The following is a 25,209-nucleotide window of genomic DNA, read 5'->3' as shown; positions in this document are numbered from 1 at the left end:
CGGCTCATCGCTGCGGGATTAGCATTGTCGAGAGCGACGGGACAAGCGCGACGAGGACCCAAACCGCAATCAGCGCGACGATATAGGGGTAGATATAGCGCAGTATGCGGAAATAGGACACGCCGGTCACGCCCGAGGCCACATAAAGATTGAGGCCGTAGGGCGGGGTGATGAAGCCGATCGATGCGCCGATCAGGAAGACCACGGCGAACTGGATCGGATCAACGCCGATGGAGGCGGCGATCGGCGCCAGGATCGGCGCCATGATGATCGTCGTCGGCAGGCTTTCCAGCACCATGCCGGTGATGAACACCAGCGCCATGGCGGTGAACAGGACCGGATAATAGCCGCCCATGGAGCGGACGAAATCGCCGATCGCCTGTTCGGCGCCCAGAACCGAAAGGATCTGCTGCATCACCACCGAGATCGCGATCAGCGGTGCCAGAATGCCGGTGATCTGGGCCGAGCGCAGCGTAATCGACGGGATGTCGATTGGCGTGAAGCCGCGCACCACCAGCATTTCCGCATAGCTGCGCTCATTCGGGGAACGGTCTTCGGAAGGCGAGCCCATCATCCGGTGCAACGGCAGCGACAGGAAGCCGACAAGCACGCAGAAGCCGACGGTGACGGCAGCCGCTTCGGTCGGCGAGAATTTTCCGGTGTAGATGCCCCAGAGCACGATGCCGATGGCGAAGAAGCCGAGCCATGAGCCGATGCCGGTCTTCAGGATGCGGGACGGCTCCAGCGCGATGATGTGGCCCCAGCCGTTCTTCCGGCAGATCAGCCAGCAGAAGAACATCATCGAAAGCCCCATCAGAAGGCCCGGAATGATGCCGGCGACGAAGAGATCGGAGATCGGCAGGTTCATCAGGAAGCCGTAGACGATGAAGATGATCGACGGCGGAATGATGATGCCGAGCGTGCCGCCGGCCGCCGCCGTCGCCGCCGAAAAGCGCTCGTCATAGCCGCCCTTTTTCATTTCCGGATGCAGCATGGCACCGATCGTGGCCGTCGTCGCAGAGTTCGAACCGGAGATCGCGGCAAACAGGCCGCAGGCGCCGATCGCCGCCATGGCGAGGCCGCCGCGCAGCCAGCCGAGGCAGGAATAGGCGAAGTCGGACATGCGCCTTGCAATGCCGGACTGGTTGATCAGATCGCCGGTGAGGATGAAGAGCGGCATGGCCAGAAGCGCGAAACCGTCGGTGAAGACATCCGACAGCGCGGAGCCGAGATTGTCGAGCGGCAGGCCGAGCATCATGCTCATGCCGATCACCCAAAGGCCGATGACGAGGAGCACGGGAACCCCGATCAGGAAGAAGCCGGTGGCGCCGAGCGAGATCAAGGTAACCAGAAGGGAGTCTGACATGGGGCCTCCTCAATCGCCGAATTGCGTCGACGCGGAAATAAGGTCTGCGCCGTTCTTGTATTTGCGATAGTCGATCGCAAGGTTCTCGATTGCCCGTCCGGCAATCAGGATGAAGCTGATGGGCACGGAGATGAGCAGCCACCATTGCATGACATTGTCGGTGCCGAGCAGGATCTGGAAGTTGGCCGCGGAGTTGAACACGACCCGCGTCGAGGTGACGACGACGACCCAGGAGAAGGTGAGCCAGAGCACGGCATCGATGACGAGGCAGGCGAACTGGGCGTTGCGCGGCATCATCGAGCGGAACTCGGCAAAACTTAAGTGATTGCGGAATTTCAGATTATAGGCGCAGCCCGCCCAGCTCATGATCAGGAACAGGAAGGGCGGCAGCGTTGTCGACCAGGGCGCCTGCACCGAGAAGACGAAACGGCGAACCACCTCGACGCCGATGATCGCGGCGATCAGCAGATAGGACCAGATCATCACCGATTTTTCGAAGTGATTTTCAAGCGCGGGAAAGCGCGCATAGAGAACGGCAACCAGGAGGCCGCCGAGAAGCGTGACGACAAGGCCCACGAGCCAGGCGCCATTCGTGCCCAGGGTCTCGCTTATCGTCCAGGAATCCCAGCTCGGGATCGCGGCAATAATCGACCAGGCTTCGTTCAACAACGTCACCAACGTCATCTCCTCCCAAAGAATGTTCTCGCCGGTTTTCCCGCCCCGATAGGCAGGCGGCGACAGTCGCAAACAGCCGGCATCCCTCCCGAATGCCGGCTGTCTTCATTTCATGGCCGATCGACGATCAGCTTTTCCACCAACGGCGGGGTTCGACATTTTCCGGCTTCATGTCGGCCGGCACTTCGCGGGCGATGGCGCTGATCTCGGCATAGGTGTCGATGCCGCCGGCCCAGTTGTTGAGGCGCTCGCGCCATTGTGCCCAAGGCTCCGGATTATATTCCGGCGAGCACATCTCTTCCGCCATCTTGATCTGGTCGTCGGGCAGGAATGCCGGACGCACATTGTATTCGTCGAAGATGGTGCCCGGAAGCTGCGGATCGGAGAAGCCGACCGTCTTGACCAGCGCGGCTTCGTTTGCCGCCTGGATCTGTACCTGCGTCAGGTAGGACGATTCCATCACCGCCTCCTGAACTTCCGGTTCGAAGCTGTCGAACACCTTGGAAGACATGGAGGTGTGCTCCGTGCCGCAGAAGAACTTGAGGTCGACGGACTGAGAGACCACCGGCGACATGTTGGCGTAGGCCACGGCAGACGCCCAGGTTTCCGCGCCGTCGATCAGGCCCTGCTTCAGGCCGTCGAGCGTTTCCTCCCAGGCGATCGGAACCGGGTTGAGGTTCAGAAGCTGCATGGCGATACGGCCGAGCTGGGTGCCGGTCACGCGGTTCTTGGTGCCGAAGAGCTCCTCCAGCTTCGTCACCGTGGGCTTGTCCTGATATTTGAGGCCAAGCTGGATGCCGCGCAGTTCGCAGTGCGAGAACAGGAATTTCAGCCCGTGGCGCTTTTCCAGCGGATCACGCAGGATGCGCTGGGAACCGGGGCTGTAAAGGAAGTGATACTGCGAGGCCCGGCCCGGGAACATGTAGGCATAGTCCAGCACGTTCAGGTAAGGCGCGCCGCCGGCCGAGTTCTGGGTCGAGGCGGCATAGATGTCGATAATGCCGAGCTGGGTCTTCTCGACGCAGTTCAGCTGTCCGCAGATCTGATTGTCGCCGATGAACTCGACACGGACGAGACCGTCGGTGCGCTCCTCGAGATCGCGGGCGAACTCCAGGCAGCCGGCGCGCTCGATCAGCAGGTTGCGCTCGTTGAAACCGGATGCACCGTATTTCAGCGTGTATTTCGGCTCCTTGGAAAAACGCTTCTCATAGGTCGATTCGACCGCCTGTGCCAGGCGCGGCAGCGTTACCACGCCTGCCATAGAGCTTGCCGCCAGAAGCGTCGAGCTCAATCCGAATTTCCCTGAAAGCTTGAAAAGATCGCGCCGCGAAATGCCGCGCAGTTTCTCATTCAGTCCCGTCATTTCTTCCCTCCCTCTGAAAAAATGAGACTTGCAGTATCGATTTCAATCATATATCGACTGTTCTTGCAAGGAGATTTCGTTGCATTTTGTCAATTCAGGGCTTGAGGGGGGCTCATGGAGCGGCTGGAAGCAGATTATGTGATTGTCGGCGCGGGCTCGGCCGGCTGTGTGATCGCCAACAGGCTGAGCGCGGATCCGAACGTGCGCGTCGTGCTGCTGGAGGCCGGGCCTTCGGACTGGAACCCCTGGATCCACATCCCCGTCGGCTATTTCCGCATGATGCACAATCCATCCGTCGACTGGTGCTACAAGACCGAGCCGGACCCGGGCCTCAACGGCCGTTCGCTCGACTGGCCGCGCGGCAAGGTGCTTGGCGGCTCGTCCTCGCTCAATGGCCTGCTCTACGTGCGCGGCCAGAAGGAGGACTACGACCGCTGGGCCCAGATGGGGAACGCCGGCTGGAGCTGGGAGGACGTGCTGCCGCTGTTCAAGCGCTCGGAAAACCAGGAGCGTGGCGCGGATGAATATCATGGCACGGATGGCGAGCTTTCCGTCTCCAACATGCGCCTGCAGCGGCCGATCTGCGATGCCTGGGTGGCGGCCGCCACCGCGGAAGGTTATCCCTTCAATCCCGATTACAACGGCGCCACGCAGGAAGGCGTCGGCTATTTCCAGCTGACGGCCCGCAAGGGGCGGCGCTGTTCGTCCGCCGTCGCCTTTCTCAACCCCGCTAAAAAACGGCCGAACCTCACGGTCGTCACCGGCGCGCTGGTCGAAAAGGTGGTGATCGAAAACGGCAGAGCCACGGGCGTGCGCTATCTTTCGGGCGGCACGCGCGAGGCGCTGGTCACGGCGCGGCGCGAGGTGATCCTTTCTTCCGGCGCGATCAATTCGCCGCAGCTTCTGATGCTCTCCGGCATCGGCGATGCGGAGCAACTGAAGAAGAACGGCATCGAGGTCGTCCGCCATTCGCCGGATGTCGGTCGCAATCTGCAGGACCACCTTCAGGCCCGCCTCGTGTTCAAGTGCAACGAGCCGACGCTGAATGACGAGGTGCGGTCGCTGTTCAACCAGGCGCGGATCGCGCTCAAATATGCGCTCTTCCGTGCAGGCCCGATGACCATGGCGGCAAGCCTTGCCACCGGCTTCCTGCGCACGGGCGATCATGTGGCAACGCCCGATATCCAGTTTCACGTCCAGCCCTGGTCGGCGGACAGTCCGGGCGAGGGGGTTCATCCCTTCTCCGCCTTCACCATGTCGGTCTGCCAGTTGAGGCCCGAGAGCCGGGGCGAGATCGTGCTGAACGGCCCGGATCCGCGTGCCTATCCGAAGATCCATCCCAATTATCTCTCGACCGAGACCGACCGGCGCACCGTTGTCGAGGGCGTGCGCATTGCCCGCCGCATCGCCCGCCAGGCGCCGCTCAACTCGAAGATTTCCGAGGAGTTCCGACCCTCCAGCGATCTGGCGATGGATGATTATGAGGGGACGCTCGCCTGGGCGCGCGATTATTCGACGACGATCTACCATCCGACCGGCACCTGCCGCATGGGCCAGGACGAGCGCGCCGTGGTGGACGAGCGGCTGCGCGTGCGCGGCGTTCAGGGCCTGCGCGTCGCCGATTGCTCGATCATGCCGGAGATCGTCTCCGGCAACACCAATGCGCCGGCGATCATGATCGGCGAGAAACTGAGCGATCTCGTGCGCGATGACGCGCGGCGCTCCGCCTGAGGGCGACCGACAACACGATTTCGAAAATTCGAAGAGGAGAAACCCGATGAAAATGACCACCGAGGAAGCCTTCGTCAAAGTCCTGCAGATGCATGGCATCCAGCATGCCTTCGGCATTATCGGCTCGGCGATGATGCCGATTTCCGACCTGTTCCCGCGCGCCGGCATCAAGTTCTGGGACTGCGCCCATGAGTGCAATGCAGGCATGATGGCCGATGGCTATTCCCGCGCCAGTGGGCGCATGTCGATGGTTGTGGCGCAGAATGGCCCCGGCATCACCTCGCTGGTCACCCCGGTGAAGACGGCCTACTGGAACCACACGCCGCTTCTGGTCGTCACCCCGCAGGCCGCCAACAAGACCATGGGGCAGGGCGGCTTCCAGGAAGTCGAGCAGATGGCGCTGTTCAAGGACATGGTCGCCTATCAGGAAGAAGTGCGCGATCCGACCCGCATCGCCGAAGTGCTGAACCGCGTGATCCTGAAGGCCAAGCGCGCCTGCGGCCCGGCGCAGATCAATGTGCCGCGCGATTTCTGGACCCAGGTCATCGATATCGAACTGCCGGCCATCGTCGAATTCGAGCGTCCCGCCGGCGGCGAGGAAGCGGTTGACCGCGCGGCGGAGCTCTTGAGCAAGGCGAAGTTCCCGGTCATTCTCAATGGCGCGGGCGTCGTCCTCGGCGGCGCGATCGAAGCCTCGAAGGCGCTTGCCGAACGGCTCGATGCGCCGGTCTGCGTTGGCTACCAGCACAATGACGCCTTCCCGGGCTCGCATCCACTGTTTGCCGGCCCGCTCGGCTATAACGGCTCCAAGGCGGCGATGGAACTGATCGCCAAGGCCGATGTGGTGCTGGCGCTCGGCACCCGCCTCAATCCCTTCTCCACGCTGCCGGGCTACGGCATCGATTACTGGCCGAAGGATGCGGAAATCATCCAGGTCGACATCAATCCGGACCGCATCGGGCTCACCAAGAAGGTGACCGTCGGCATTGTCGGCGACAGCAAGAAGGTTGCGACCGGCATTCTCGACCGGCTCTCCGGCACTGCGGGCGATGTCGATCGTGACGAGCGCAAGGCGCTGATCGCCAAGACCAAGTCCGCCTGGGCGCAGGAGCTGACATCGCTCGATCACGAGGAAGATGATGTCGGCACGACCTGGAACGAGCGTGCCCGCAACCGCGAGCCGGAGCGCATGAGCCCGCGCATGGCCTGGCGCGCCATCCAGAAGGCTATGCCGAAGGATGCGATCATCACGTCCGATATCGGCAATAACTGCGCCATCGGCAATGCCTATCCGACCTTCGAAGCGGGCCGCAAATATCTGGCGCCCGGTCTCTTCGGCCCCTGCGGCTACGGCTTTCCGGCCATTACCGGCGCCAAGATCGGCCAGCCGAATACGCCGGTGATCGGTTTTGCCGGCGACGGCGCCTTCGGCATCTCCATGAACGAGATGGTTTCGCTGAAGCGCGAGGACTGGCCGGCGATCACCATGGTCATCTTCCGCAACTATCAGTGGGGCGCGGAAAAGCGTAACACGACGCTGTGGTTCGATGACAATTTCGTCGGAACCGAGCTCTCGCTGGACGTGCGCTATGCCGACATCGCCAAGGCCTGCGGCGTCGAGGGCGTGCAGGTGACCACGATGGAGTCGCTTTCGGCCGAGCTCGACAAGGCGATCGAGCGGCAGATGAAGGAGAAGAAAACCACCTTCATCGAGGTCGTGCTCAACCAGGAACTCGGCGAGCCCTTCCGTCGCGATGCGATGAAGAAGCCGGTTTCCGTTGCCGGCATCGATCCCGCCGACATGCGCGCCGACGCCTGAGACCACAAGGAGGAAGGGCCGGTCTCCGGCCCTCGGTTTGTTGACAAAGGCCTGCGCCACTCACTTCCGTCATGCCGGCCTTGAGCCGGCATCTAGGGCCAATTGGCAAAGACCATCAAGTTCAAGGTATTGATACAAAGGTGTTTTTTGCGGCCCTGGACCCCGGATCAAGTCCGGGGTGACGGAAATTGGGTAGGCAAGGTACTTCCGTCTTCAACAAGTATTGACAATAAGCGGGGCGGGGCCGGTCTCTGCCCCTTCCAATATCTTCCGGGGGAGGGAAGAGCATGGCCGATGATGGCCCGGCTGCCGATACGCTGACGCGTTTGCGCAGATTTTTCGATATCAACAAATACGGGCTGCTGGTCTGCGCGCTGATCGCGACGGCGGCGCAATTCCTTGCCGAGCATTACGGCGCGCCGGCCATGCTGATGGCGCTTCTGATCGGCATCGCCTTTCATTTTCTCACCGAAGATCCGCGCATGGCGTCCGGCATCGACCTGACGGCGAAGAAGGTGCTGCGCTTCGGCGTCGCCATTCTCGGCGCGCGCATCAGCGCCGACATGCTGATCGGGCTTGGCTGGCAGATGGTGCTGCTTCTGGTTCTGGCGGTTGCCGGCACCATTCTCTTCGGCGTGGCGCTGGCGCGGCTGATGGGCAGAAGCTGGCATTTCGGCGCGCTCTCCGGTGGTTCGGTGGCAATCTGCGGCGCGTCCGCCGCCATGGCGATTGCCGCCATCCTGCCGAAGGACAAGGATTCGGAACGCAATCTGATCTTCGTGGTCATGGGTGTGACGATCCTGAGCACGATCGCCATGATCTTCTATCCGATCCTGACCAGCATGCTCGCCTTCACCGATCTGCAGTCGGGCACCTTTTTGGGCGGCACGATCCATGATGTCGCCCAGGTCGTCGGGGCCGGGTTTTCCGTCTCGGTGCCTGCCGGGGAAATGGCAACCCTGGTGAAGCTGATCCGGGTGACGATGCTGGCGCCCGTCATTCTCGTGCTCTCGCTCGTCATCCGCAACCAGATGTCGGGAGAAGTCTCGGAGACGGGCCGTCCGCCGCTCCTCCCATTCTTCGTGATTGCCTTTCTGGTGCTGGCGGCGGCGAACACGTTCGGCCTTGTGCCCGAGGCTCTTGGCCGTCTGCTTGCCGAAATCTCCCGCTGGGCGCTTCTGTTCGCCGTCGCAGCGGTGGGCATGAAGACCTCGCTCAAAAGCATGCTGCAGGTCGGTGGTCAGGCCATCCTGCTGATTGTTCTGGAAACCCTGTTCATCGGCACAATCGTTCTGGTGGGCACAATCGTGATCGTGAGGTGAACGCATGAAACCGCTTGAAAAGATCATGGCCGCTGCAAAGCGGCTCAACAAGAAGATCGTTCTTCCGGAAGCCGATGATCCGCGCATTCTGGAGGCGGCCTGCAAGGCGGCCGGGATGGGGCTTGCGCGGATTGTTCTTGTCGGCAACCGCGAGACGATTTCCGCCCGCTGCGCACAGTTGGGACTGAGCCTGCCGGAGGCGATCGAGACCGAGGACCCGCAGAACTCGCCGCTTCTGTCCGAACTGGTCGCGCTCTATTTCAGGCTGCGCAAGCACAAGGGCATTACCGAGGAAGACGCGGCGCGGATCGCGCGCGAACCGCATGTCTTCGCCGCGCTGATGGTCAAGGCCGACCATGCCGACGGCACGGTCGGCGGCGCGCATCATTCCACGGCCGACATGGTGCGCACGGCAATCCAGGTGATCGGGCCGGCGCCGGGCACGCGTCTCGTCTCGAGCTTTTTCCTGATGCTGATGGAAGCCGATCACCACCCGAAAAAAGGCGCCTTCATCTTCTGCGATCCCGCCCTCGTGGTCGACCCCAATCCGGGCGAACTGAGCAAGATCGCAATCGCTGCCGCTCATTCCTTTGACGTGCTGACGGGCGAGACGCCCAAGATTGCCATGCTTTCCTTTGCTACGCGCGGTAGCGCCTCGCATCCTTCCGTGGACAAGGTGGAAGCGGCTGTGAAGCTGTTGAAGCTCAATCGTCCCGACCTTCTGGTTGATGGGCCGATGCAGTTCGATGCCGCCTTCGTGCCCGAGATCGCGGCAGCCAAGGGCGCTGGCGAACCGCTCGGCGGCGAAGCCAACATCTTCATCTTCCCCAACCTGGAAGCCGGCAATATCGGCTACAAGATTGCCGAGCGAATCGGCGGCGCAACGGCTGTCGGGCCGGTGCTGCAAGGGCTGGCAAAGCCCGCCAATGACCTCTCGCGCGGTTGTTCGGCCGAAGATGTGCTGGATATGATCGCGGTGACGGCCTGCCAGGTGGATGCGCATTTATGATGCCTTCGGATCTGAAGGATCGTCCCTGCCGCCTGGCGAGGCGGGCGGATGCCTGAGCTCGCCTTCACCTGGCCGGTTTATCTGGGCTTTGCGCTGATCCTGTCCGTCGGCGCCTTTTTTCGCGGCTTTGCCGGCTTTGGCATGGCGCTCGTTTCCATGCCGCTTCTCATACTGCTCGTGCCGCCGACTAGCGCGATCCTGGCGCTGATGGTCGTCCAGATCGTACTCAGCAGCTTCGACATGAGAGAATGCATGATCTTTGCCGATCGCAGGGCCGTGTCCATTCTGGCGATTGCTGCCTTGTGCGGCACGCCCATCGGCCTGATCGCCATCGGTTTCGTGCCGCTTTACCTGGCGCAGATCATCATCGGCGTGATTGCCGGGGTCGCCGCGCTCGTCCTTTTCTTCGGGCTTTCGCTGAAATCCGACACCGGAATTGTCTCGACCGGGTTGGTCGGCTTCTTCTCCGGGCTGTTCGGCGGGCTGGCCGCCGCACCCGGGCCGCCGGTAGTCGCCTACTTCCTCGCGCGCGACATCTCTGCGCGCGAGAAGCGCGCCTCGATGATCCTGCTTTTTGCTGTCATGGCAGTGTTCGCGCTTCTGACGGCGGCGGCGCGCGGCACGCTCAGCCTCGACATCATCCTGCTCGGACTGATTTCCTCGCCCTTCTGCTACCTGGGCTCTGCGCTTGGGGCTGCGTGCTTCCGTCGCGGATCGGACGACGGCTATCGCGTCCTCGCCCTTGTCGCCATGGAGTTTTCGGCGCTTTTCAGCATCGCGCTGGGACTGGCCGGCTTTTTCCGCATCTGATCCGGTGGGGCAGGCAGGTGCATCCTCCGGCCCGGCGAAGCGCCACAGCGGCTTCGGTCGTGTTCGGCTTTGCTGCCGCGATGCGCCTGAAGCCGCTTCGGCGTGGCGCCTGTCCTCGACGGGTTCTAGATATTGCTCCAATCCGGTTGCCGCAGATTTCCGATGAGGTTTTTCAAGTGCAGGCCCGCCCTGAAGCTCAAATCAGCCATGCCCGAGATCGGAGCCGCCTTGCGAGCCGCGTGCTGTCCCTTGATCTCGGTTACGGCCGGTACATAAGCCGGACGTTCGTGACGGTTGACGATGCCCGCGATCATTGTGAACAGATTATATTCTTCGATCACGAGGCGGCGAGCCTCGATGATAGCGGGCAGACGTTTTTCGTATTCGTTGTCTGCTATGGCCGCTTTCATCGTGGCCACCGCTTCGGAAGGGTTTCGAATGTCGATCGGAATTACGCTTTGTTCGGGAAAGTAGTCCAGAACGTTCGGCGCGCCGAAATAAAACGGCAATGACAGGCCAAGGAAGGCATCCGAAAGCTTCTCGGTGATGTGATTGGGCGCCACGTGATTTTCGACCGCCAGATGATACTTGAACGGGTCGATCGACAGCGCCTTGTCGTCGATCAGCTTTCTTCCATGCCCGAAGACCTTGAGCTCAGGCATCTGCCGCATGGCATATTCGGTGAATGCAAAGCGGAGCCCGTTCAGGGTATGCCGCTGCTGCTTGGTCGAGCACACGGAACCGATCGTGTCGGTCTTTTCCGGGAAATGGTGACTGATTTCGTCAGCCGTCACATAGCGATTTTCATTCCAGTTGCTGCCATAATACCAGAGCGCTCCGACCTGGCTCCAGATTCGACCCGGATGACGAAGGGCAAATGGTTCCTGGCTGGTGAGCACATGGCCGAACTGGCGGGTGAAAGCCCGCCCGTAAATCTTCACTCCGCTTGGCTCGCTCGTGATCAGAATGGTGTTTGCCGGCGGGCAGGCCAAGGGTTCTACGGTTGGCTGCCGCGATCGCGGAAGGTCATCATAAACCGCCAGCCAATCATATTCGGTCGAATCGGCATCAAAGACAAATTCGATATCGTTCTTTTCAGCGAAGCCTTCCGGCAATTGGCGGGCAACATTGTCCTGGGTCTTGCCGGAGGTTGACCGGCTTACGATTTTAACCCTTGCGACCATCTAATTTCATTTCCTTCGATGCCGGCCTTATCGCCAGAGGATTTCCAGGACCTCGTAGGCGCGCGCGCCACCCGGCGCGTTGACCTCGATCGAGTCACCGACTTCCTTGCCGATGAGAGCACGCGAGATCGGCGAGGAAATCGAGATGCGACCGGCTTTGACATCTGCCTCCTGGTCGCCGACGATCTGGTAGACCTTTTCTTCTTCCGTATCTTCGTCGACAAGCTTCACCGTCGCGCCGAAACGGACCTTGTCGCCGTTCATCTTGGCCGGGTCGACAATCTCGGCGCGGGTGGTGACGTCCTCAAGCTCGCTGATCCGGCCCTCATTGTAGCTCTGGGCTTCCTTGGCGGCGTGGTATTCGGCATTCTCGGAAAGGTCGCCATGGGCGCGCGCTTCGGAGATCGCCTGAATGATGCGCGGACGTTCCTCCTGCTGGCGCCAGCGCAGCTCTTCCTTAAGCTTGTCGGCGCCGACCTTGGTCATCGGTACTTTTTCGACCATGTTCTTGTCCTTCGGTCATTTGCGAAGCGGCGGCCGTGGCTCGCTCAAGAGCCGTCTTGCGCCGCCGCTTCTCCTTGTTCTTTCGTCATGTCGCGAGACAAACAGCCCTCCACATAGGAAGTCCCAGGCCGTTTTGCCACACAAAAAGAAACAGGTTCCGAAGCGTTGACCCCGGAACCAGTTTCAAACCTTGCCGGGTTATAGCAGATGCGGCGATGCCATTTCCAGACAAATCGGTAGCGCGCCAAACCGCACAGATGCAATCAAAGGTAGATTTTAGGCGTGGCAGGGCTCAGTGACCGGCTTCAACGATACGGGGCCTGTGATTGCCGTAGATGTGCCTGGCGACCAATGCGAGCAGGATAAGGGCTATGGCAGCGACGCCTGAGCAGGCCGCATAGCTGAGGCTGAAGGCGGAGCGGGCCTCGGCGAGCCACACGGAATCCGAAAGCCCAAGTTCGAGCGCGCCATCGACTGCGCCGGCAAGCGTCTGGCTCGCCGCGACGGCAATCTCGTCGGGAAGGCCCGAAAGGTCGGCATCGGCCATATCGAGTCGGTAGATCATCGTTGCGAGGCTCCCCAGAAGGCCGACGCCGAGCGCGCCGCCGAACTCGGCGCTGGTTTCCGACATCGCGGAGGCCACGCCGCCGCGCTCAGGCGGAGCCGAGCCGACGATGAGGCCGGTCGTCGTCAGAACCACGGGGATGAAACCTGCGCCCAGAACCGCATTGGCGAAGAGAATGCCCGCCAGGCTTTCCGCATAGGCGGCAAATCCCATGAGCGCCGCGCCGAGCGCGAAGATAACCAGGCCGCCCAGCACGGTTGCAACGGGGCCGAAATGATTGGTGACACGGTAGGCCTGAAGCGACATGATCGTGAAGAACAGGCCGGGGATCGCCGCCCAGAGCGCGGCCTCAAGCGGTGAGAGACCGATCACGAGTTGGAAGAACTGCGTCTGCATCAGGAACAGGGCGAAGATGAAGAACACGCCGCCCAGATTGACGAGCATTGAGACGGAAAAGGCCGGGACACGGAAAAGGGCGAGGTCCACCAGCGGCTCGGAGAGGCCGCGCTGGCGTCGGACGAAGAGCGCCCCGAAGCCGAACCCTGCGGCCACCGGCAGAAGGTAGAGCGGATCAAAACCATAGATCGCGATATGTTTGAAGCCGTAGATGATCGGCAGCACGGTCGCAAGCGACAGGACCACGCTTGCGAGGTCGAGGCGAGGGTTCTCGCCGGAGCGGTATTCCGGCAACAGAAACGGCGCGCAGACGATCAGCAGCGCCATGATCGGCACGTTAACGAGAAACACCGAACCCCAGTGGAAGAAATGCAGCAGCACGCCGCCGATCAGTGGCCCGACAAGGCCGCCGAGAGCAAAGGCCGTGCCCCATACGCCGATGGCGCGGTTGCGCTCGGCCTCGTCGCGAAACATGTTCATGATCAGCGAAAGGGTCGAAGGCGCAATGGTGGCGCCGGCAATGCCTAAAAGGGCGCGGGCGAACACCAGCATGCCGGCGCTCTGGGAAAAGGCGGCGAAGGTGGAGGCCGCGGCAAAGGCCGCCGCGCCCAGCATCAAGAGCTTCCGCCTGCCAATCCGGTCGCCAAGACCGCCCATGGTGACGAGGAACCCAGCAACCATGAAGCCGTAGATGTCATTCATCCACAGCAGTTCGGTCGCCGAAGGCTCCAGTTCCCTGACAATCGAGGGAATGGCCAGAAACAAGACCGACAGATCCATGGAATAGACGAGGCAGGCGATGGAGAGCGCCAAGAGCCCGATCCATTCGCGTCTTGTGGCTTTCGCCGGAACCGAGGCGGTCTCAGTCATCATCTTGTCCAGGAAATCCTCGGTGGCGGAAAACGCGCCGTCGAGCGGCGCGTTTTCACTATCGTCAAATCCGCATGGCGGACAACATGAAAATCATGGTCCGGACAGGCCGTGTTTCGTTCAACTCTTGTGCTCGACCAGCGCGAAGAAAGCGCCCTGAGGGTCAAAACATTGCGCGATCATGTCGCCGCCAGGCACTTCCATTGGGCCGGTCAGCACCTGGCCGCCGCCTGTCTTGACACGCTCCACCGCATCATCGATCGCATCGACATTGATGTAGAAGGCCCATGCCGGCTGAGGCATCTGCGGTGGCCTGGTCATCATGCCGCCGATTTGCTCGCCATCCACGCCGAAGAGATGATAGGTCCCCATCGGGCCGATATCGTGGGTGGAGAGTTCTTGCCAGCCGAACATTTCCGCATAAAAGGCCATGGCTTCGGCCCCATCGGCGGCATAGAGTTCGTGCCAACCGAATGTGCCGGGTGAGCCGGGTTCGGGGCAGGGGGGCATCGGCCCTTCAGGCATGATCGTTTTCATCAGGCAGATCGCGGCGCCCTGCGGATCACGCATGACCGAGAAGCGTCCGATGCCCGGAATGTCGTGGGGCGGCATCAGCGTCGTGCTGCCCTTTTTGACGAATTCATCGGTCTTGGCGTCCACATCGGCGAAATAGACATAGCCGAGCCAGTGCGGCGGGACGTTCTGTTCGCACATCTCGTCCGTCAGCGCCATCATTCCGGCAAGGCCCATCTCGAAGCCGGGCACGTTGAAAAGCGTGTAGTCGATGCCGGGCATGCCGCTGTCTGCACCGACCCAGCCGGCAACCTTGCTATAGAAATCCGACGCGGCCTTAGTGTCGGTTGTCAGAAGCTCATACCAGATGAATTGTCCCTGCATCATGTCCTCCGTCGGCACAGTGGGGTCTGCTTCAATCAATTTAAGTTGATATCAACGTAACCTGTGGTCGTCAAGCCGAATTGACGATTTTCAGGTTGTATCATCGCGTCACGACCGATTGATTACAGCCCCAAGCTGCGCTAGCCTTTAAGCGTGATCCCGGCGGCGATGGCGTCGTGCGCGGTAACGGGGTCTTATTCATTGTGTTGTTGGTCCTGCACGCCCGGACGTTTGAGCGCTGATGCGTTCGACACCGGGCAGGGGAATACCCGTCCGGTGAACTGGACAGGGAATTCCTTCGATGACCGAGATGATGGCGCGTCCTCAGAACTTCAGGAGCCGGAACGGCGAAAAGGCGGCACTGCCCTTCAGCAAGGGCGAATACGATCGGCGCGTCGGCCTGTTGCGGCAGATGATGGCGCGACGCGGCATTGACGCCGTACTTTTTACCTCCATGCACAACATCGCCTATTATTCCGGCTTTCTCTACTGCAGCTTCGGCCGTTCCTTCGGCTGTGTGGTGACGCAGGAAAGCCTGGTGACGATCTCCGCCAATATCGACGCCGGCCAGCCCTGGCGGCGCTGCCACGGTGACAACATCATCTATACCGACTGGAAGCGCGATAATTTCTGGAAGACCGCTGCCGGCCTGCTGGCGAGAAGCCGCCGCATCGGCATCGAGGCCGATCACATGACGCTTGCGGCAAGCCAGGCCCTGAAGGCAGCCGTCGGAGCCTTCGAGTGTGCCGATATCGCGCCGGATGTGATGGCGATGCGGATGGTCAAATCCGAAGAGGAAATCGCGCTCATCAAGCACGGTGCGCGGATCGCCGATAGCGGCGGAGCGGTAATCCGCGATGCTATTGCCGAGGGCGTGCGGGAAATCGACATTGCCATCGCCGGCAGGGATGCAATGGAGCTTGCCATTGCAGAAACCTTTCCGGAAGCCGAGTATCGCGATACCTGGGTCTGGTTCCAGTCGGGCCCCAATACCGACGGAGCCCACAACCCCGTGACGTCGCGCCGGCTGCGGAGGGGCGATATCCTGAGCCTCAACACTTTCCCGATGATCTCCGGCTACTATACGGCGCTGGAGCGCACGCTCTTTCTCGGCGAGCCGGATGCGGCTTCCCTGAAATACTGGGAAACCAATGTGGCCGCGCACGAATTCGGCCTGTCATTGATCAGGCCGGGCGTGTCCTGTGCAGAAATCTGCGCGGAGCTGAACCGCTTCCTCGTGGATGCAGGCGTCCTTCAGTACCGCTCCTTCGGCTATGGCCACTCCTTCGGAATCCTCAGCCACTACTATGGCCGCGAGGCCGGACTGGAGCTCAGAGAGGATATCGAGACGGTGCTCGAACCCGGCATGGTCGTTTCGATGGAGCCGATGCTGTGGGTGCCGGAAGGGGCGCCCGGCGCCGGCGGCTATCGCGAGCACGATATTCTGGTCGTCGGCGAAGATGGCGCCGAAGACATCACCGGCTTCCCCTTTGGCCCGGAGCATAACATCATCTCGAACTGATCGGCAGAAAGGCGGGGCCCGTCGCACCCGACAATTCACTTCAGAACAGCAGACAGCCGGTCGAAATTCTGCTCGTTTGCGGCTTTCAGCAAGTGCCAGATCGCCTCGTTCTCTTCCGTCCTGTCGAAGAGCATCCGCCAGGTCAGGCGCGCGCCGCCCACGTCATCGGCAAAGCTCATTTCCAGCGTGAAGACGTGTACAGGTTCGTGGTGGCGGGCGCGGATGAAGCGGCCTTCTTTGACTTCCGAGAAGCTCCAGCGATTGCGGAAGTCGGTACCGTTGGAGGCTGTCATGGTGATCAGCCATTTTCCGCCGGGAACAAGGTCGAAGGCCAGGATGCGATTGGTGAAGCCGTGCGGGCCCCACCAGCGCGCGAGGATCGCCGGATCGGCGAAGGCTGCGTAAAGCGTCTGCCGGTCGACGGGAAAGACCCGTTCATTGATGATCTCGATCGTATCGGCCATGGGGTTCTGCTCCCTGTCCCAAATGAGAAAAAAGGCGGGGTTGTCGCCCGCCTTTTTTCATCTCGTGTCGTCACATGTCCGGCGATCAGGCGTAGCTCTGCAGCGGCCGGACTTCGAGTTGCCCCTGTTTCAGCGCCTTGATTGCCTGGGCTGCGGCGAGCGCGCCGGACATCGTGGTGTAATAGGGCACTTTCTGGGTCAGCGCCGCCCGGCGCAGCGATTTGGAGTCCGAGATTGTCTTGTCGTTGCTCGTCGTGTTGAAAACAAGCTGGACCTGACGGTTGCGGATTGCATCCTCGATATGCGGACGGCCTTCGCGGACCTTGTTGATCTTTGTCGCCTCGATGCCGTTTTCGACGAGGAAATCCCGGGTGCCGCCGGTCGCCATCACCGAAAAGCCCTGTTCGACCAGAAGCCTGACGGCGGGAAGAACGCGCTCCTTGTCTTCCTGCTTGACCGAGACGAAGACGCAGCCATCGCGCGGCAGATCGACGCTCGCGCCGAGCTGCGACTTTGCGAAGGCGATGGCAAAATCCTTGTCGAGGCCGATGACCTCGCCGGTCGAACGCATTTCCGGGCCGAGCAGCGTGTCGACGCCGGGGAATTTGGCGAAGGGGAAGACGGCTTCCTTGACCGCGATATGGTTCAGCTTGCGCGGGTTGGGGCGCTCGCCGTAGGAGGCGATGACGTCATTCAGTTTTTCGCCGGCCATGACACGGGCCGCGATCTTGGCGATCGGCGCGCCGATGGTCTTGGCCACGAAGGGTACGGTGCGCGAGGCGCGCGGGTTGACTTCCAGAATGTAGACAACGCCGTCCTTGATGGCGAACTGCACGTTCATCAGGCCCTTGACGTTCAGTGCCAGAGCGAGTGCGCGGGACTGTTCCTCGAGCTCGTCCAGCATTTCGGGCGAGAGCGAATGCGGCGGCAGGGCGCAGGCGCTGTCGCCGGAGTGAATGCCGGCTTCCTCGATATGCTCCATGATGCCGGCGATGAATACATCCTCGCCATCAGACAGGCAGTCGACGTCGACCTCGATGGCGTTGGTCAGATAGCTGTCGAACAAAAGCGGGTTCTTGCCGAGCATGGTGTTGATCTGCCCGGTCTTGTCATTCGGATAGCGCTGCTTGATGTCCTCGGTAACAAGTTCCGGCACCACTTCCAGAAGGTAATGGGACAGTCCGGCTTCGTTGTGGACGATCTCCATGGCGCGGCCGCCAAGAACGTATGACGGGCGGACCACCAGCGGATAACCGATCTCGCTTGCGACAAGACGCGCCTGCTCGACCGAGTAAGCAATGCCGTTGTTCGGCTGGTTGAGATCGAGCTTGATCAGAAGCTTCTGGAACCGGTCGCGGTCTTCGGCAAGGTCGATCATGTCGGGCGCGGTGCCGAGGATCGGGATACCGTTTTTCTCCAGCGCTTCCGCCAGCTTCAGCGGCGTCTGGCCGCCGAACTGCACGATGACGCCGGCAAGCGTGCCCTTTTCCTGCTCGGCGCGCATGATCTCGATCACGTCCTCGGCCGTCAGCGGCTCGAAATAGAGCCGGTCAGAGGTGTCATAGTCGGTCGAGACGGTTTCCGGGTTGCAGTTGACCATGATCGACTCGTAGCCCGCATCCTTCAGCGCGAAGGCGGCATGGCAGCAGCAATAGTCGAATTCGATGCCCTGGCCGATACGGTTCGGTCCGCCGCCGAGGATGACGACCTTCTTGGCATCCGAAATGCCGGCTTCCGAACGGGCTTGGCCATCGAAAGGCGTCTCGTAGGTCGAATACATATAGGCCGTCGGCGAGGCGAATTCGGCGGCACAGGTGTCGATGCGCTTGTAGACCGGGCGCACGCCGAGCTTGTTGCGAAGCTGGGCGACTTCCTTCGGACGGCCATGAGTGAGGCTCGCCAGTCGCTGGTCGGAAAAGCCCATGGCCTTCAGCATGCGTAGATTGTCGGCATCCTGCGGCAGGCCGTGCTCGCGCACGCGCTCTTCCATGTCGACGATCGCCTTCAACTGCTCCAGGAACCAGGGATCGATCTTGGAGTGCTCGTGAACCTCTTCCAGAGAAACGCCAAGCCGCATCGCCTGGGCAACCATGCGCAGGCGGTCCGGCGTGCCTGTGCCGATGGCCGCGCGGATGGCGTTGTGCGGCTCGCCATTCTCGATGCCGGGAATTTCGATCTCGTCGAGGCCGGTGAGCCCGCGCTCCAGTCCGCGCAGTGCCTTTTGCAGCGATTCGGAGAAAGTGCGGCCGATCGCCATCACCTCGCCAACCGATTTCATTGCCGTGGTTAGCGTGTTTTCCGCACCCGGGAATTTTTCAAAAGCAAAGCGCGGGATTTTGGTGACGACATAGTCGATCGAGGGTTCGAACGAGGCCGGCGTCGCGCCGCCGGTGATGTCGTTTTCAAGTTCGTCGAGCGTGTAGCCTATGGCAAGCTTGGCGGCGACCTTGGCGATCGGGAAGCCGGTCGCCTTCGAGGCAAGCGCCGAGGAGCGCGACACGCGCGGGTTCATCTCGATGACGACGAGGCGGCCATCGGCCGGGTTGACGGCGAACTGCACGTTCGAGCCGCCGGTCTCGACCCCGATCTCGCGCAGAACCGCCAGCGAGGCGTTGCGCATGATCTGGTATTCCTTGTCGGTCAGCGTCAGGGCAGGGGCGACGGTGATCGAATCGCCCGTATGCACGCCCATCGGATCGACGTTCTCGATCGAGCAGATGATGATGCAGTTGTCCGCATTGTCGCGGACGACCTCCATCTCGTATTCCTTCCAGCCGAGCACGGATTCCTCGATCAGCACTTCGGTGGTCGGGGAGGCATCAAGCCCGCGCTCGACGATCTCGAAGAACTCGGAGCGGTTATAGGCAATGCCGCCGCCAGTGCCGCCAAGGGTGAAGGACGGACGGATGATGGTCGGCAGGCCGATGACGTCGAGCGCCTGGGCGGCAATCGCCATGGCATGCGACATGTAGCGCTGCTTGCGGTCGGTATTGCCGAGGTTCCACTGGTTCTCAAGCTCGTCCAGCGCCTTGTCCAGGGCATCGCCGGACAGCGTCTTCTTCAGTTCTGCGCGCTTGGCCTCATGCTCCTGGCGGTGCTGATCCTTGATCTCGGTGGCATTTGCCAGCATCGATTTCGGCGTTTCCAGCCCGATCTTGGCCATCGCCTCGCGAAACAGCGCCCGATCCTCGGCCTTGTCGATCGCTTCCGGCTTGGCGCCGATCATTTCCACGTTGTAGCGCTCCAGCACGCCCATGCGGCGCAGCGACAATGCCGTGTTGAGCGCGGTCTGTCCGCCCATGGTCGGCAGCAGCGCGTCGGGTCGTTCCTTGGCGATGATCTTGGCGACGACTTCCGGGGTGATCGGCTCGACGTATGTTGCGTCGGCAAGCTCCGGGTCGGTCATGATGGTGGCCGGGTTGGAGTTGACCAGAATGACCCGGTATCCTTCCTCCTTCAGCGCCTTGCAGGCCTGAGCGCCGGAATAGTCGAACTCGCAGGCCTGGCCGATGACGATCGGCCCCGCGCCGATGATGAGGATGGACTTGAGGTCTTGGCGCTTGGGCATGTGTGCTATCCGTCGTTCTATTTCTGCATCAAAAACCGACACGGAGAACCGGGCCGGGTGCGGGACGTCAGAAGGTTTAGGCTAGGAGGGCCTTATAGGGAAGTTGCGAGGCGAACGGAACCCCGAAAATGAAGCGATCACAAAGCCGTCAACCGCAAAGTTTTTGTGACAATCGTCAGACCGGATGTGAACCTTTTCCTCACATGTTGCGTTATGCTTTCCAAACGGGGAGTTAACAATGTTTGAATATCTGCCACTGATCGCATTTCAGACTGTGTTCGCCGCCGCCGGGCTGACCATTCTTTACCGGATGGTCGGCGGTGTCATCCAAAAGCCGGCGACCAAACCGGCGCTTGCCGGAAGGCGTGGCCATTCCGCCGAGCATGGCCGCAATCGGGCCGCTGCCTGACAAAGGCTCCTGTCGGCGTTACATGACGTGAAAACTCAGAATCGATACTGAACACAAATGACCTGGCTTGCGGCCGGGTCATTCTGGCTACTGACAGAGCCGGCTGCAGGTGCAAGAAGCCTGCTCCCGCTCTCCGTCACCCCGGCCTTGAGCCGGGGTCCAGGGCCACAAAAAATACCCTTCGTCACAGCGCCTTGAGTGCGATAGTCCTTGCTCTTTGGCCCTGGATACCGGCTCAAGGCCGGTATGACGGATGGGGGTGACGCTTGTTTTTCCAACAAACTGAATGACCCGGCTTGCGGCTGGGTCATTCTGCGTTGATCGCCGCGTCAAAGGCGCCTGCTGCAGTTAACGCGCACGACAGAAGCGGAATTTGAAGAACTGAACCTCAAGCAGAACAATTCGTGCTGTCGGGCGTTGCCTGAACAACACGGAGAGCAGAATGAATTTTGAAAACCTGTCGCTTGTCTGGCTGGTGGCGATCTTTGCCGGCGCCGGGCTTGTCATCCTCGCATGCGGTGTGCGGATCACCGATGTCGCCGACCGCATCGCCGACCGCACCGGTCTCGGCGAGGCGCTGATCGGGGGCCTGCTCCTGGGCGCGGCCACCTCGCTGTCCGGCACGGTGGTGTCGATCACGACGGCCTTCGAGGGCAGGGCGTCGCTCAGCTTTTCCAACGCTGTCGGCGGCATTGCCGCGCAGACGGCGTTTCTGGCGCTGGCCGACATGATCTATCGCCGCGTCAATCTGGAACATGCGGCGGCCGATCTCTCCAACCTCTTCCAGGGCGCGCTTCTGGTGCTGCTGCTCTCCATTCCGCTGATCGCCTATGTCTCGCCGGATATTTCGTTCTTCGCGATCAGCCCGTTCTCGCTCATCCTGTTCGGCATCTATATCGCCGGCGTCATCGCCTCCAAGCGCGTGCGCGATGACCCGATGTGGCGGCCAGTCGGCACGCGCGAGACCCGCACGGACACACCGGACGAAGAGCAGCAGGATGCACGCGGCAACGTCACTATTTTTGCCGTTTTCGGCGCGCTGATGCTGCTGATGGGTATCGCCGGCTACGCGATCTCGGGCGTTGCCGGCGTGCTGACGGATCGCTACGGCATTTCCGCCTCGGTGGTCGGCGCGCTGATGACGGCGGTGGTCACCTCGTTGCCCGAACTCGTGACGACGCTGGCCGCGGTCCGCCGCGGGGCGCTGCAGCTTGCCGTCGGCGGCATCATCGGCGGCAACACATTCGACACGCTGTTCCTCACGCTCTCGGATGTCGCCTATCGTGACGGCTCGCTCTACGATGCGATCACCAAGGGTGACCTGATCTGGCTCTCGGTCGGCCTTTCGGCAACGGCGATCCTGCTTCTCGGGCTGATCGTGCGGCAGAAAGCGGGGCCTGGCCGGATCGGCTTCGAGAGCGCCGGCATTCTGACCCTTTATGCGGGCGCCGTCGCGCTCACCGTCAGCTAGGCACAGACCTCTTTCCTGAAGGGCGGCGATCCGCAGGCTTCATCTCCGCGTAGTCGTTCTTGTATCCCGCCCGCGGGACAGCCATCTAGGCTTTTGTGCCCGCCCTCGTTCAGGAGTTTCCCATGCTGCTTGTCCACTATCTCGAAGATTCCCGCGCCCACCGCATTCTCTGGCTGCTGGAGGAACTGGGCGTCGAATACGAGATCAAGACCTACAAGCGCGGTCAGAACATGAGCGCGCCGGAAAGCCTGAAGAAGGTGCATCCGCTCGGCAAGTCGCCGGTGATCGAGGATGACGGAACGATCATCGCCGAAAGTGCGGCAATCGTCGAATATCTGATCGACAAATACGGCGCCGACAGCGGCTTGCGTCCCGCGCCCGGAACCGATGCGGCGCTGCGCTATCGCTACTGGCTGCACTATGCCGAAGGTTCGGCCATGCCGATCCTGGTGATGAAGCTCGTCTTCCAGAAGATCCCCGAGCAGGGACCGAAGTTGCTGCGGCCGCTGCTGAAGGCGATCTCCAAAGGCGTGATGGGTAAACTGACCGATCCGCAGCTCAAAACCCACGGTGCATTCTGGGAAGAAGAGCTTCAGCGCGATGGCTGGTTCGCAGGCCCGGACTTCACCGCCGCCGACATCATGATGAGCTTTCCGATAGAAGTCGGCATGGAGCGCATTCCCTTCGACCAGCGCCCGCAGGCACTCCTCGACTACCTCGTCGCCATCCACGCCCGCCCTGCCTACCGCCACGCATTGCAACGCGGCGGGGCCTACCGCTATGGGGGCAATCCGATTTCGTGATCGCCTGATATTGCGCTGAGGGTTGCGCGCTTGTGATCGAACGTGAAGGGTTCCATCGCAGGTTTGCGCCTCTTTGACCGCCCGTCACACTGGCAATTGCCTAAAAAACAGGCTAGAGAAACTGGCCGCCGGGGCCCCGCTATTGTCTGGCGCCGGCGTGTCAGCCTCTGGTGAAAACATGTCTGTCACAATGCCTCCTGCAGCCGCAGCCGGTCATTCGTGGTTGTCCCATTTCCGGGAAACCTTTGCTCTTGGAATTCCGCTCATCGGCGCACAGCTTGCCCAGCAGGGCATCAATGCCACCGATATCTTCATCCTCGGTCAGCTGAGCGCGGTCGATCTTGCCGCAACCGTTCTGGCCACGCAGTACTTCTTTACGATCTTCATCTTCGGCGCGGGTCTTGCCATCGCCGTCATCCCGATGGTCGCGCAGGCCTACAGCCAGGGCGATGAGGTCGCCGTGCGCCGCGCGATGCGCATGGGCATGTGGGCGTCGATCCTGTTCGGCCTGATCATGCTGCCGCTGTTCATCTGGTCGCACCCGATCCTGCTGGCCATGGGGCAGGAGGCGGATGTGGCGCTGAAGGCCTCGCATTATCTGCATATCGTCGGCTTCGCGATGTTCCCGGCGCTGCTGTTCCATGTGCTGCGGTCGCTGGTCAGCGCCACCGGCCGGGCAAGCGTCGTCCTGTGGGCGACGGTTGCCATGCTGGTGGTCAATGCCGTGCTCGCCTATGCGCTGGTGCTCGGCCATTTCGGCTTTCCGCAATTCGGCATTCGCGGTGCTGCGGTGGCTGCCTTTCTCGTGCAGCTCTTCGGTTTCCTGTTTCTTGCCGTCTATATCGAGCGCGATCCGGAGCTTCGCCGCTACGAGCTTTTCGTCCGCTTCTGGAAGCCGGATTGGCAGGCCTTCCGCGAAGTGGTGATGCTCGGCCTGCCCATCGGCGTTGCCGTCTTGGCGGAAGTCTCGATGTTCACCGTCTCCTCGGTGCTGATGGGCCAGTTCGGCGCCGTGCCGCTCGCCGCCCACGGCATTGCCATCCAGCTTTCCTCGATCACCTTCATGGTGCCGCTCGGCCTGTCGCAGGCGGGCACGGTGCGCGTCGGCCTGTTTCACGGCGCGGGCGACCGGGCCAATGTGATGCGCGCCTCCGTCACGGTCATGGTGGTGGCGATCGGCTTTGCCGTTGCGAGCGGCATCGCCTTCGCGCTGGCGCCACGCGCGCTGTCGTCGCTGTTCATCGATATCAGCCTGCCGGATGCGGCGGCCGTCATTGCCTATGCCGCGCCGCTGATCATCATCGCAGCGCTTTTCCAGTTGCTCGACACGGCGCAGGCAATCATGAACGGGCTGCTGCGCGGCCTCAAGGATGCCCGCATCCCGATGGTTCTGGTGCTGATTGCCTACTGGATCATCGGTCTGCCGCTCGCCTGGCTGCTCGCCTTTCCCTTCGGTCTCGGCGGCATCGGCATCTGGACCGGCTTTCTCTGCGGCCTTGGCACAGCCGCGGTGATGCTCAGCATCCGCTACTGGCGTTTGCTGCAGAGGGCGGAAGGTTAGGCGAAACGGGCCTTTTTCCTTTCGTTTTCGCTAAAACAGGCGGATAATGGCGGGGCCGGCGCAAGCCGGGCCTGTCATCGCGGGCGGGAGGAAAAACGATGCGCAACGATATCATTTTCGGGGCCATTCTGCCCTATCTGACCTATCTTCTGGCCAAGCACTACGATTTTTCGACGGTTCACGCACTGGCGTTCGGCTCGGTCTTTCCGATCGCGGTGATTGTCGTGGCCTATGTCCGCAGCAACCGGCTGGCGGCGATCGGCGTCATCACGCTTGCCGCAACGCTGGCTTCGCTGATCGGCAGTCTTTATTTCGACAGTCCTTATCTCGCGCTTTTGAAGAATTCGCTGATCACCGGCTTTATCGGGCTTGTCTTTGCCGGCTCGCTGATGATGCCGCGTCCTCTGGTGTTCCACTTCGCCTCGGAAGGCGACCCCGAGGAACGCAAGAGCCTGAACCGGCTCTATGCGGCCTCGCCGGATTACCGCGCGCTGATGCGCTTCATGACGATCGTCTGGGCGGTCGTGCTCATTGCCGAGGCGTGTCTGCGCGCGCTGATCATCCCGCTGATGCCGATCAGCGTCTTCCTGGTGGTCTCGGAGGCAATGTGGATTTCGGTCTTCGCGCTGATGATGGCGTGGAGCTGGCGCTATGGCAGCAGGAAGGGCGAGGCGATCGCCAAGGCCGAGGCCGAGCGGGAGAAGCATTCCTATTCACGCCACCCTCGCAACAAGAAAGGGCCGCGACACGCGACCCCGTGAATGAAGTTCTGTCTATGCTCGGCAGAGCCATCGGCACACTCAAAATCCGTCATGCCGGCCTTGAGCCGGCATCCTGTGTATAGCGGCTTGTGGTATGATGTGTGCGGGCGGAAGGTCGTCCGGCATCCTGGTCGTTAGA

General features: G+C 61.6%; 20 protein-coding genes. 11 read left to right on the top strand and 9 right to left on the bottom strand.

What is annotated here, in order from left to right:
• Positions 1-4: 4 nt before the first annotated feature.
• From GGR30_RS21575 to GGR30_RS21565, 3 genes are all read right to left on the bottom strand, one after another.
• Positions 5-1,366: a TRAP transporter large permease gene (locus tag GGR30_RS21575; RefSeq protein WP_183491045.1), complete on the bottom strand. Its 1,362-nt coding sequence runs from the start codon at positions 1,364-1,366 to the stop codon at positions 5-7.
• A gap of 9 nt (positions 1,367-1,375) precedes the next feature.
• Positions 1,376-2,050, bottom strand: coding sequence for a TRAP transporter small permease (locus GGR30_RS21570; RefSeq protein ID WP_183491043.1), 675 nt, complete (start codon positions 2,048-2,050; stop codon positions 1,376-1,378).
• A gap of 118 nt (positions 2,051-2,168) precedes the next feature.
• The gene (locus GGR30_RS21565; RefSeq protein ID WP_183491041.1) at positions 2,169-3,404 is read right to left on the bottom strand and encodes a TRAP transporter substrate-binding protein; all 1,236 of its coding nucleotides are present in this window, start codon (positions 3,402-3,404) and stop codon (positions 2,169-2,171) included.
• A 114-nt stretch (positions 3,405-3,518) separates the two neighbouring features.
• Between GGR30_RS21565 and GGR30_RS21560 the strand changes: the two genes are divergently transcribed.
• The 5 genes from GGR30_RS21560 (at position 3,519) to GGR30_RS21540 (ending at position 10,095) form a co-directional block, all read left to right on the top strand.
• Positions 3,519-5,135 (top strand): GMC family oxidoreductase, encoded by a 1,617-nt coding sequence (locus GGR30_RS21560; protein WP_183491039.1) that lies wholly within the window; start codon positions 3,519-3,521, stop codon positions 5,133-5,135.
• A 46-nt stretch (positions 5,136-5,181) separates the two neighbouring features.
• Positions 5,182-6,954, top strand: coding sequence for a sulfoacetaldehyde acetyltransferase (xsc, locus tag GGR30_RS21555; protein WP_183491037.1), 1,773 nt, complete (start codon positions 5,182-5,184; stop codon positions 6,952-6,954).
• A gap of 287 nt (positions 6,955-7,241) precedes the next feature.
• Positions 7,242-8,276, top strand: coding sequence for a YeiH family protein (locus GGR30_RS21550; protein ID WP_183491035.1), 1,035 nt, complete (start codon positions 7,242-7,244; stop codon positions 8,274-8,276).
• Positions 8,277-8,280: 4 nt separating this feature from the next.
• On the top strand, positions 8,281-9,285 hold the full coding sequence (pta, locus tag GGR30_RS21545; RefSeq protein ID WP_183491033.1) for a phosphate acetyltransferase: 1,005 nt from the start codon (positions 8,281-8,283) through the stop codon (positions 9,283-9,285).
• A gap of 48 nt (positions 9,286-9,333) precedes the next feature.
• Entirely contained in the window at positions 9,334-10,095 is a 762-nt protein-coding gene (locus tag GGR30_RS21540) for a sulfite exporter TauE/SafE family protein (protein WP_183491031.1), read from the top strand.
• Positions 10,096-10,220: 125 nt separating this feature from the next.
• Here GGR30_RS21540 and GGR30_RS21535 read toward each other — a convergent pair whose 3' ends face one another.
• The 4 genes from GGR30_RS21535 to GGR30_RS21520 all read right to left on the bottom strand — a co-directional run bounded on the left by GGR30_RS21535 (position 10,221) and on the right by GGR30_RS21520 (position 14,511).
• Complete coding sequence (locus tag GGR30_RS21535) at positions 10,221-11,279, bottom strand: glycosyltransferase family 10 domain-containing protein (protein ID WP_246414098.1); 1,059 nt, start codon at positions 11,277-11,279, stop codon at positions 10,221-10,223.
• Between the two features lie 27 nt (positions 11,280-11,306).
• Entirely contained in the window at positions 11,307-11,783 is a 477-nt protein-coding gene (gene greA / locus GGR30_RS21530; protein ID WP_183491029.1) for a transcription elongation factor GreA, read from the bottom strand.
• Positions 11,784-12,075: 292 nt separating this feature from the next.
• A complete protein-coding gene (locus GGR30_RS21525) occupies positions 12,076-13,614 on the bottom strand; it encodes an MFS transporter (protein ID WP_183491095.1) in 1,539 nt (512 codons plus the stop codon).
• A gap of 120 nt (positions 13,615-13,734) precedes the next feature.
• Positions 13,735-14,511, bottom strand: a complete 777-nt coding sequence (locus GGR30_RS21520; RefSeq protein WP_183491092.1) for a VOC family protein — start codon at positions 14,509-14,511, stop codon at positions 13,735-13,737.
• Between the two features lie 301 nt (positions 14,512-14,812).
• Between GGR30_RS21520 and GGR30_RS21515 the strand changes: the two genes are divergently transcribed.
• Entirely contained in the window at positions 14,813-16,033 is a 1,221-nt protein-coding gene (locus GGR30_RS21515) for an aminopeptidase P family protein (protein WP_246414097.1), read from the top strand.
• A 35-nt stretch (positions 16,034-16,068) separates the two neighbouring features.
• On the opposite strand, the gene GGR30_RS21510 is transcribed toward GGR30_RS21515, so the two are convergent.
• Positions 16,069-16,497 (bottom strand): SRPBCC domain-containing protein, encoded by a 429-nt coding sequence (locus GGR30_RS21510; protein ID WP_183491026.1) that lies wholly within the window; start codon positions 16,495-16,497, stop codon positions 16,069-16,071.
• Positions 16,498-16,582: 85 nt separating this feature from the next.
• Entirely contained in the window at positions 16,583-20,065 is a 3,483-nt protein-coding gene (gene carB, locus GGR30_RS21505; RefSeq protein WP_183491024.1) for a carbamoyl-phosphate synthase large subunit, read from the bottom strand.
• 238 nt (positions 20,066-20,303) lie between these two features.
• Here carB and GGR30_RS21500 point away from each other — a divergent pair, with 238 nt between their 5' ends.
• The 5 genes from GGR30_RS21500 to GGR30_RS21480 all read left to right on the top strand — a co-directional run bounded on the left by GGR30_RS21500 (position 20,304) and on the right by GGR30_RS21480 (position 25,070).
• Positions 20,304-20,474 carry a hypothetical protein gene (locus tag GGR30_RS21500; protein WP_183491022.1) on the top strand — a complete coding sequence of 57 codons (171 nt, stop codon included), beginning with the start codon at positions 20,304-20,306 and terminating at the stop codon, positions 20,472-20,474.
• A 442-nt stretch (positions 20,475-20,916) separates the two neighbouring features.
• A complete protein-coding gene (locus GGR30_RS21495) occupies positions 20,917-21,945 on the top strand; it encodes a sodium:calcium antiporter (protein WP_183491020.1) in 1,029 nt (342 codons plus the stop codon).
• Positions 21,946-22,067: 122 nt separating this feature from the next.
• On the top strand, positions 22,068-22,748 hold the full coding sequence (locus GGR30_RS21490; protein ID WP_183491018.1) for a glutathione S-transferase: 681 nt from the start codon (positions 22,068-22,070) through the stop codon (positions 22,746-22,748).
• A gap of 178 nt (positions 22,749-22,926) precedes the next feature.
• Positions 22,927-24,309, top strand: coding sequence for an MATE family efflux transporter (locus tag GGR30_RS21485; RefSeq protein ID WP_183491016.1), 1,383 nt, complete (start codon positions 22,927-22,929; stop codon positions 24,307-24,309).
• A 98-nt stretch (positions 24,310-24,407) separates the two neighbouring features.
• The gene (locus tag GGR30_RS21480) at positions 24,408-25,070 is read left to right on the top strand and encodes a VC0807 family protein (RefSeq protein ID WP_183491014.1); all 663 of its coding nucleotides are present in this window, start codon (positions 24,408-24,410) and stop codon (positions 25,068-25,070) included.
• Positions 25,071-25,209: the final 139 nt, after the last annotated feature.

Source organism: Martelella radicis, assembly GCF_014196625.1.
In the GTDB taxonomy this organism is placed as follows: Bacteria; Pseudomonadota; Alphaproteobacteria; order Rhizobiales; family Rhizobiaceae; genus Martelella; species Martelella radicis.
The sequence above is the reverse complement of the archived record's forward strand: the minus strand, read 5'-3'. Positions and strand labels throughout refer to the sequence as shown.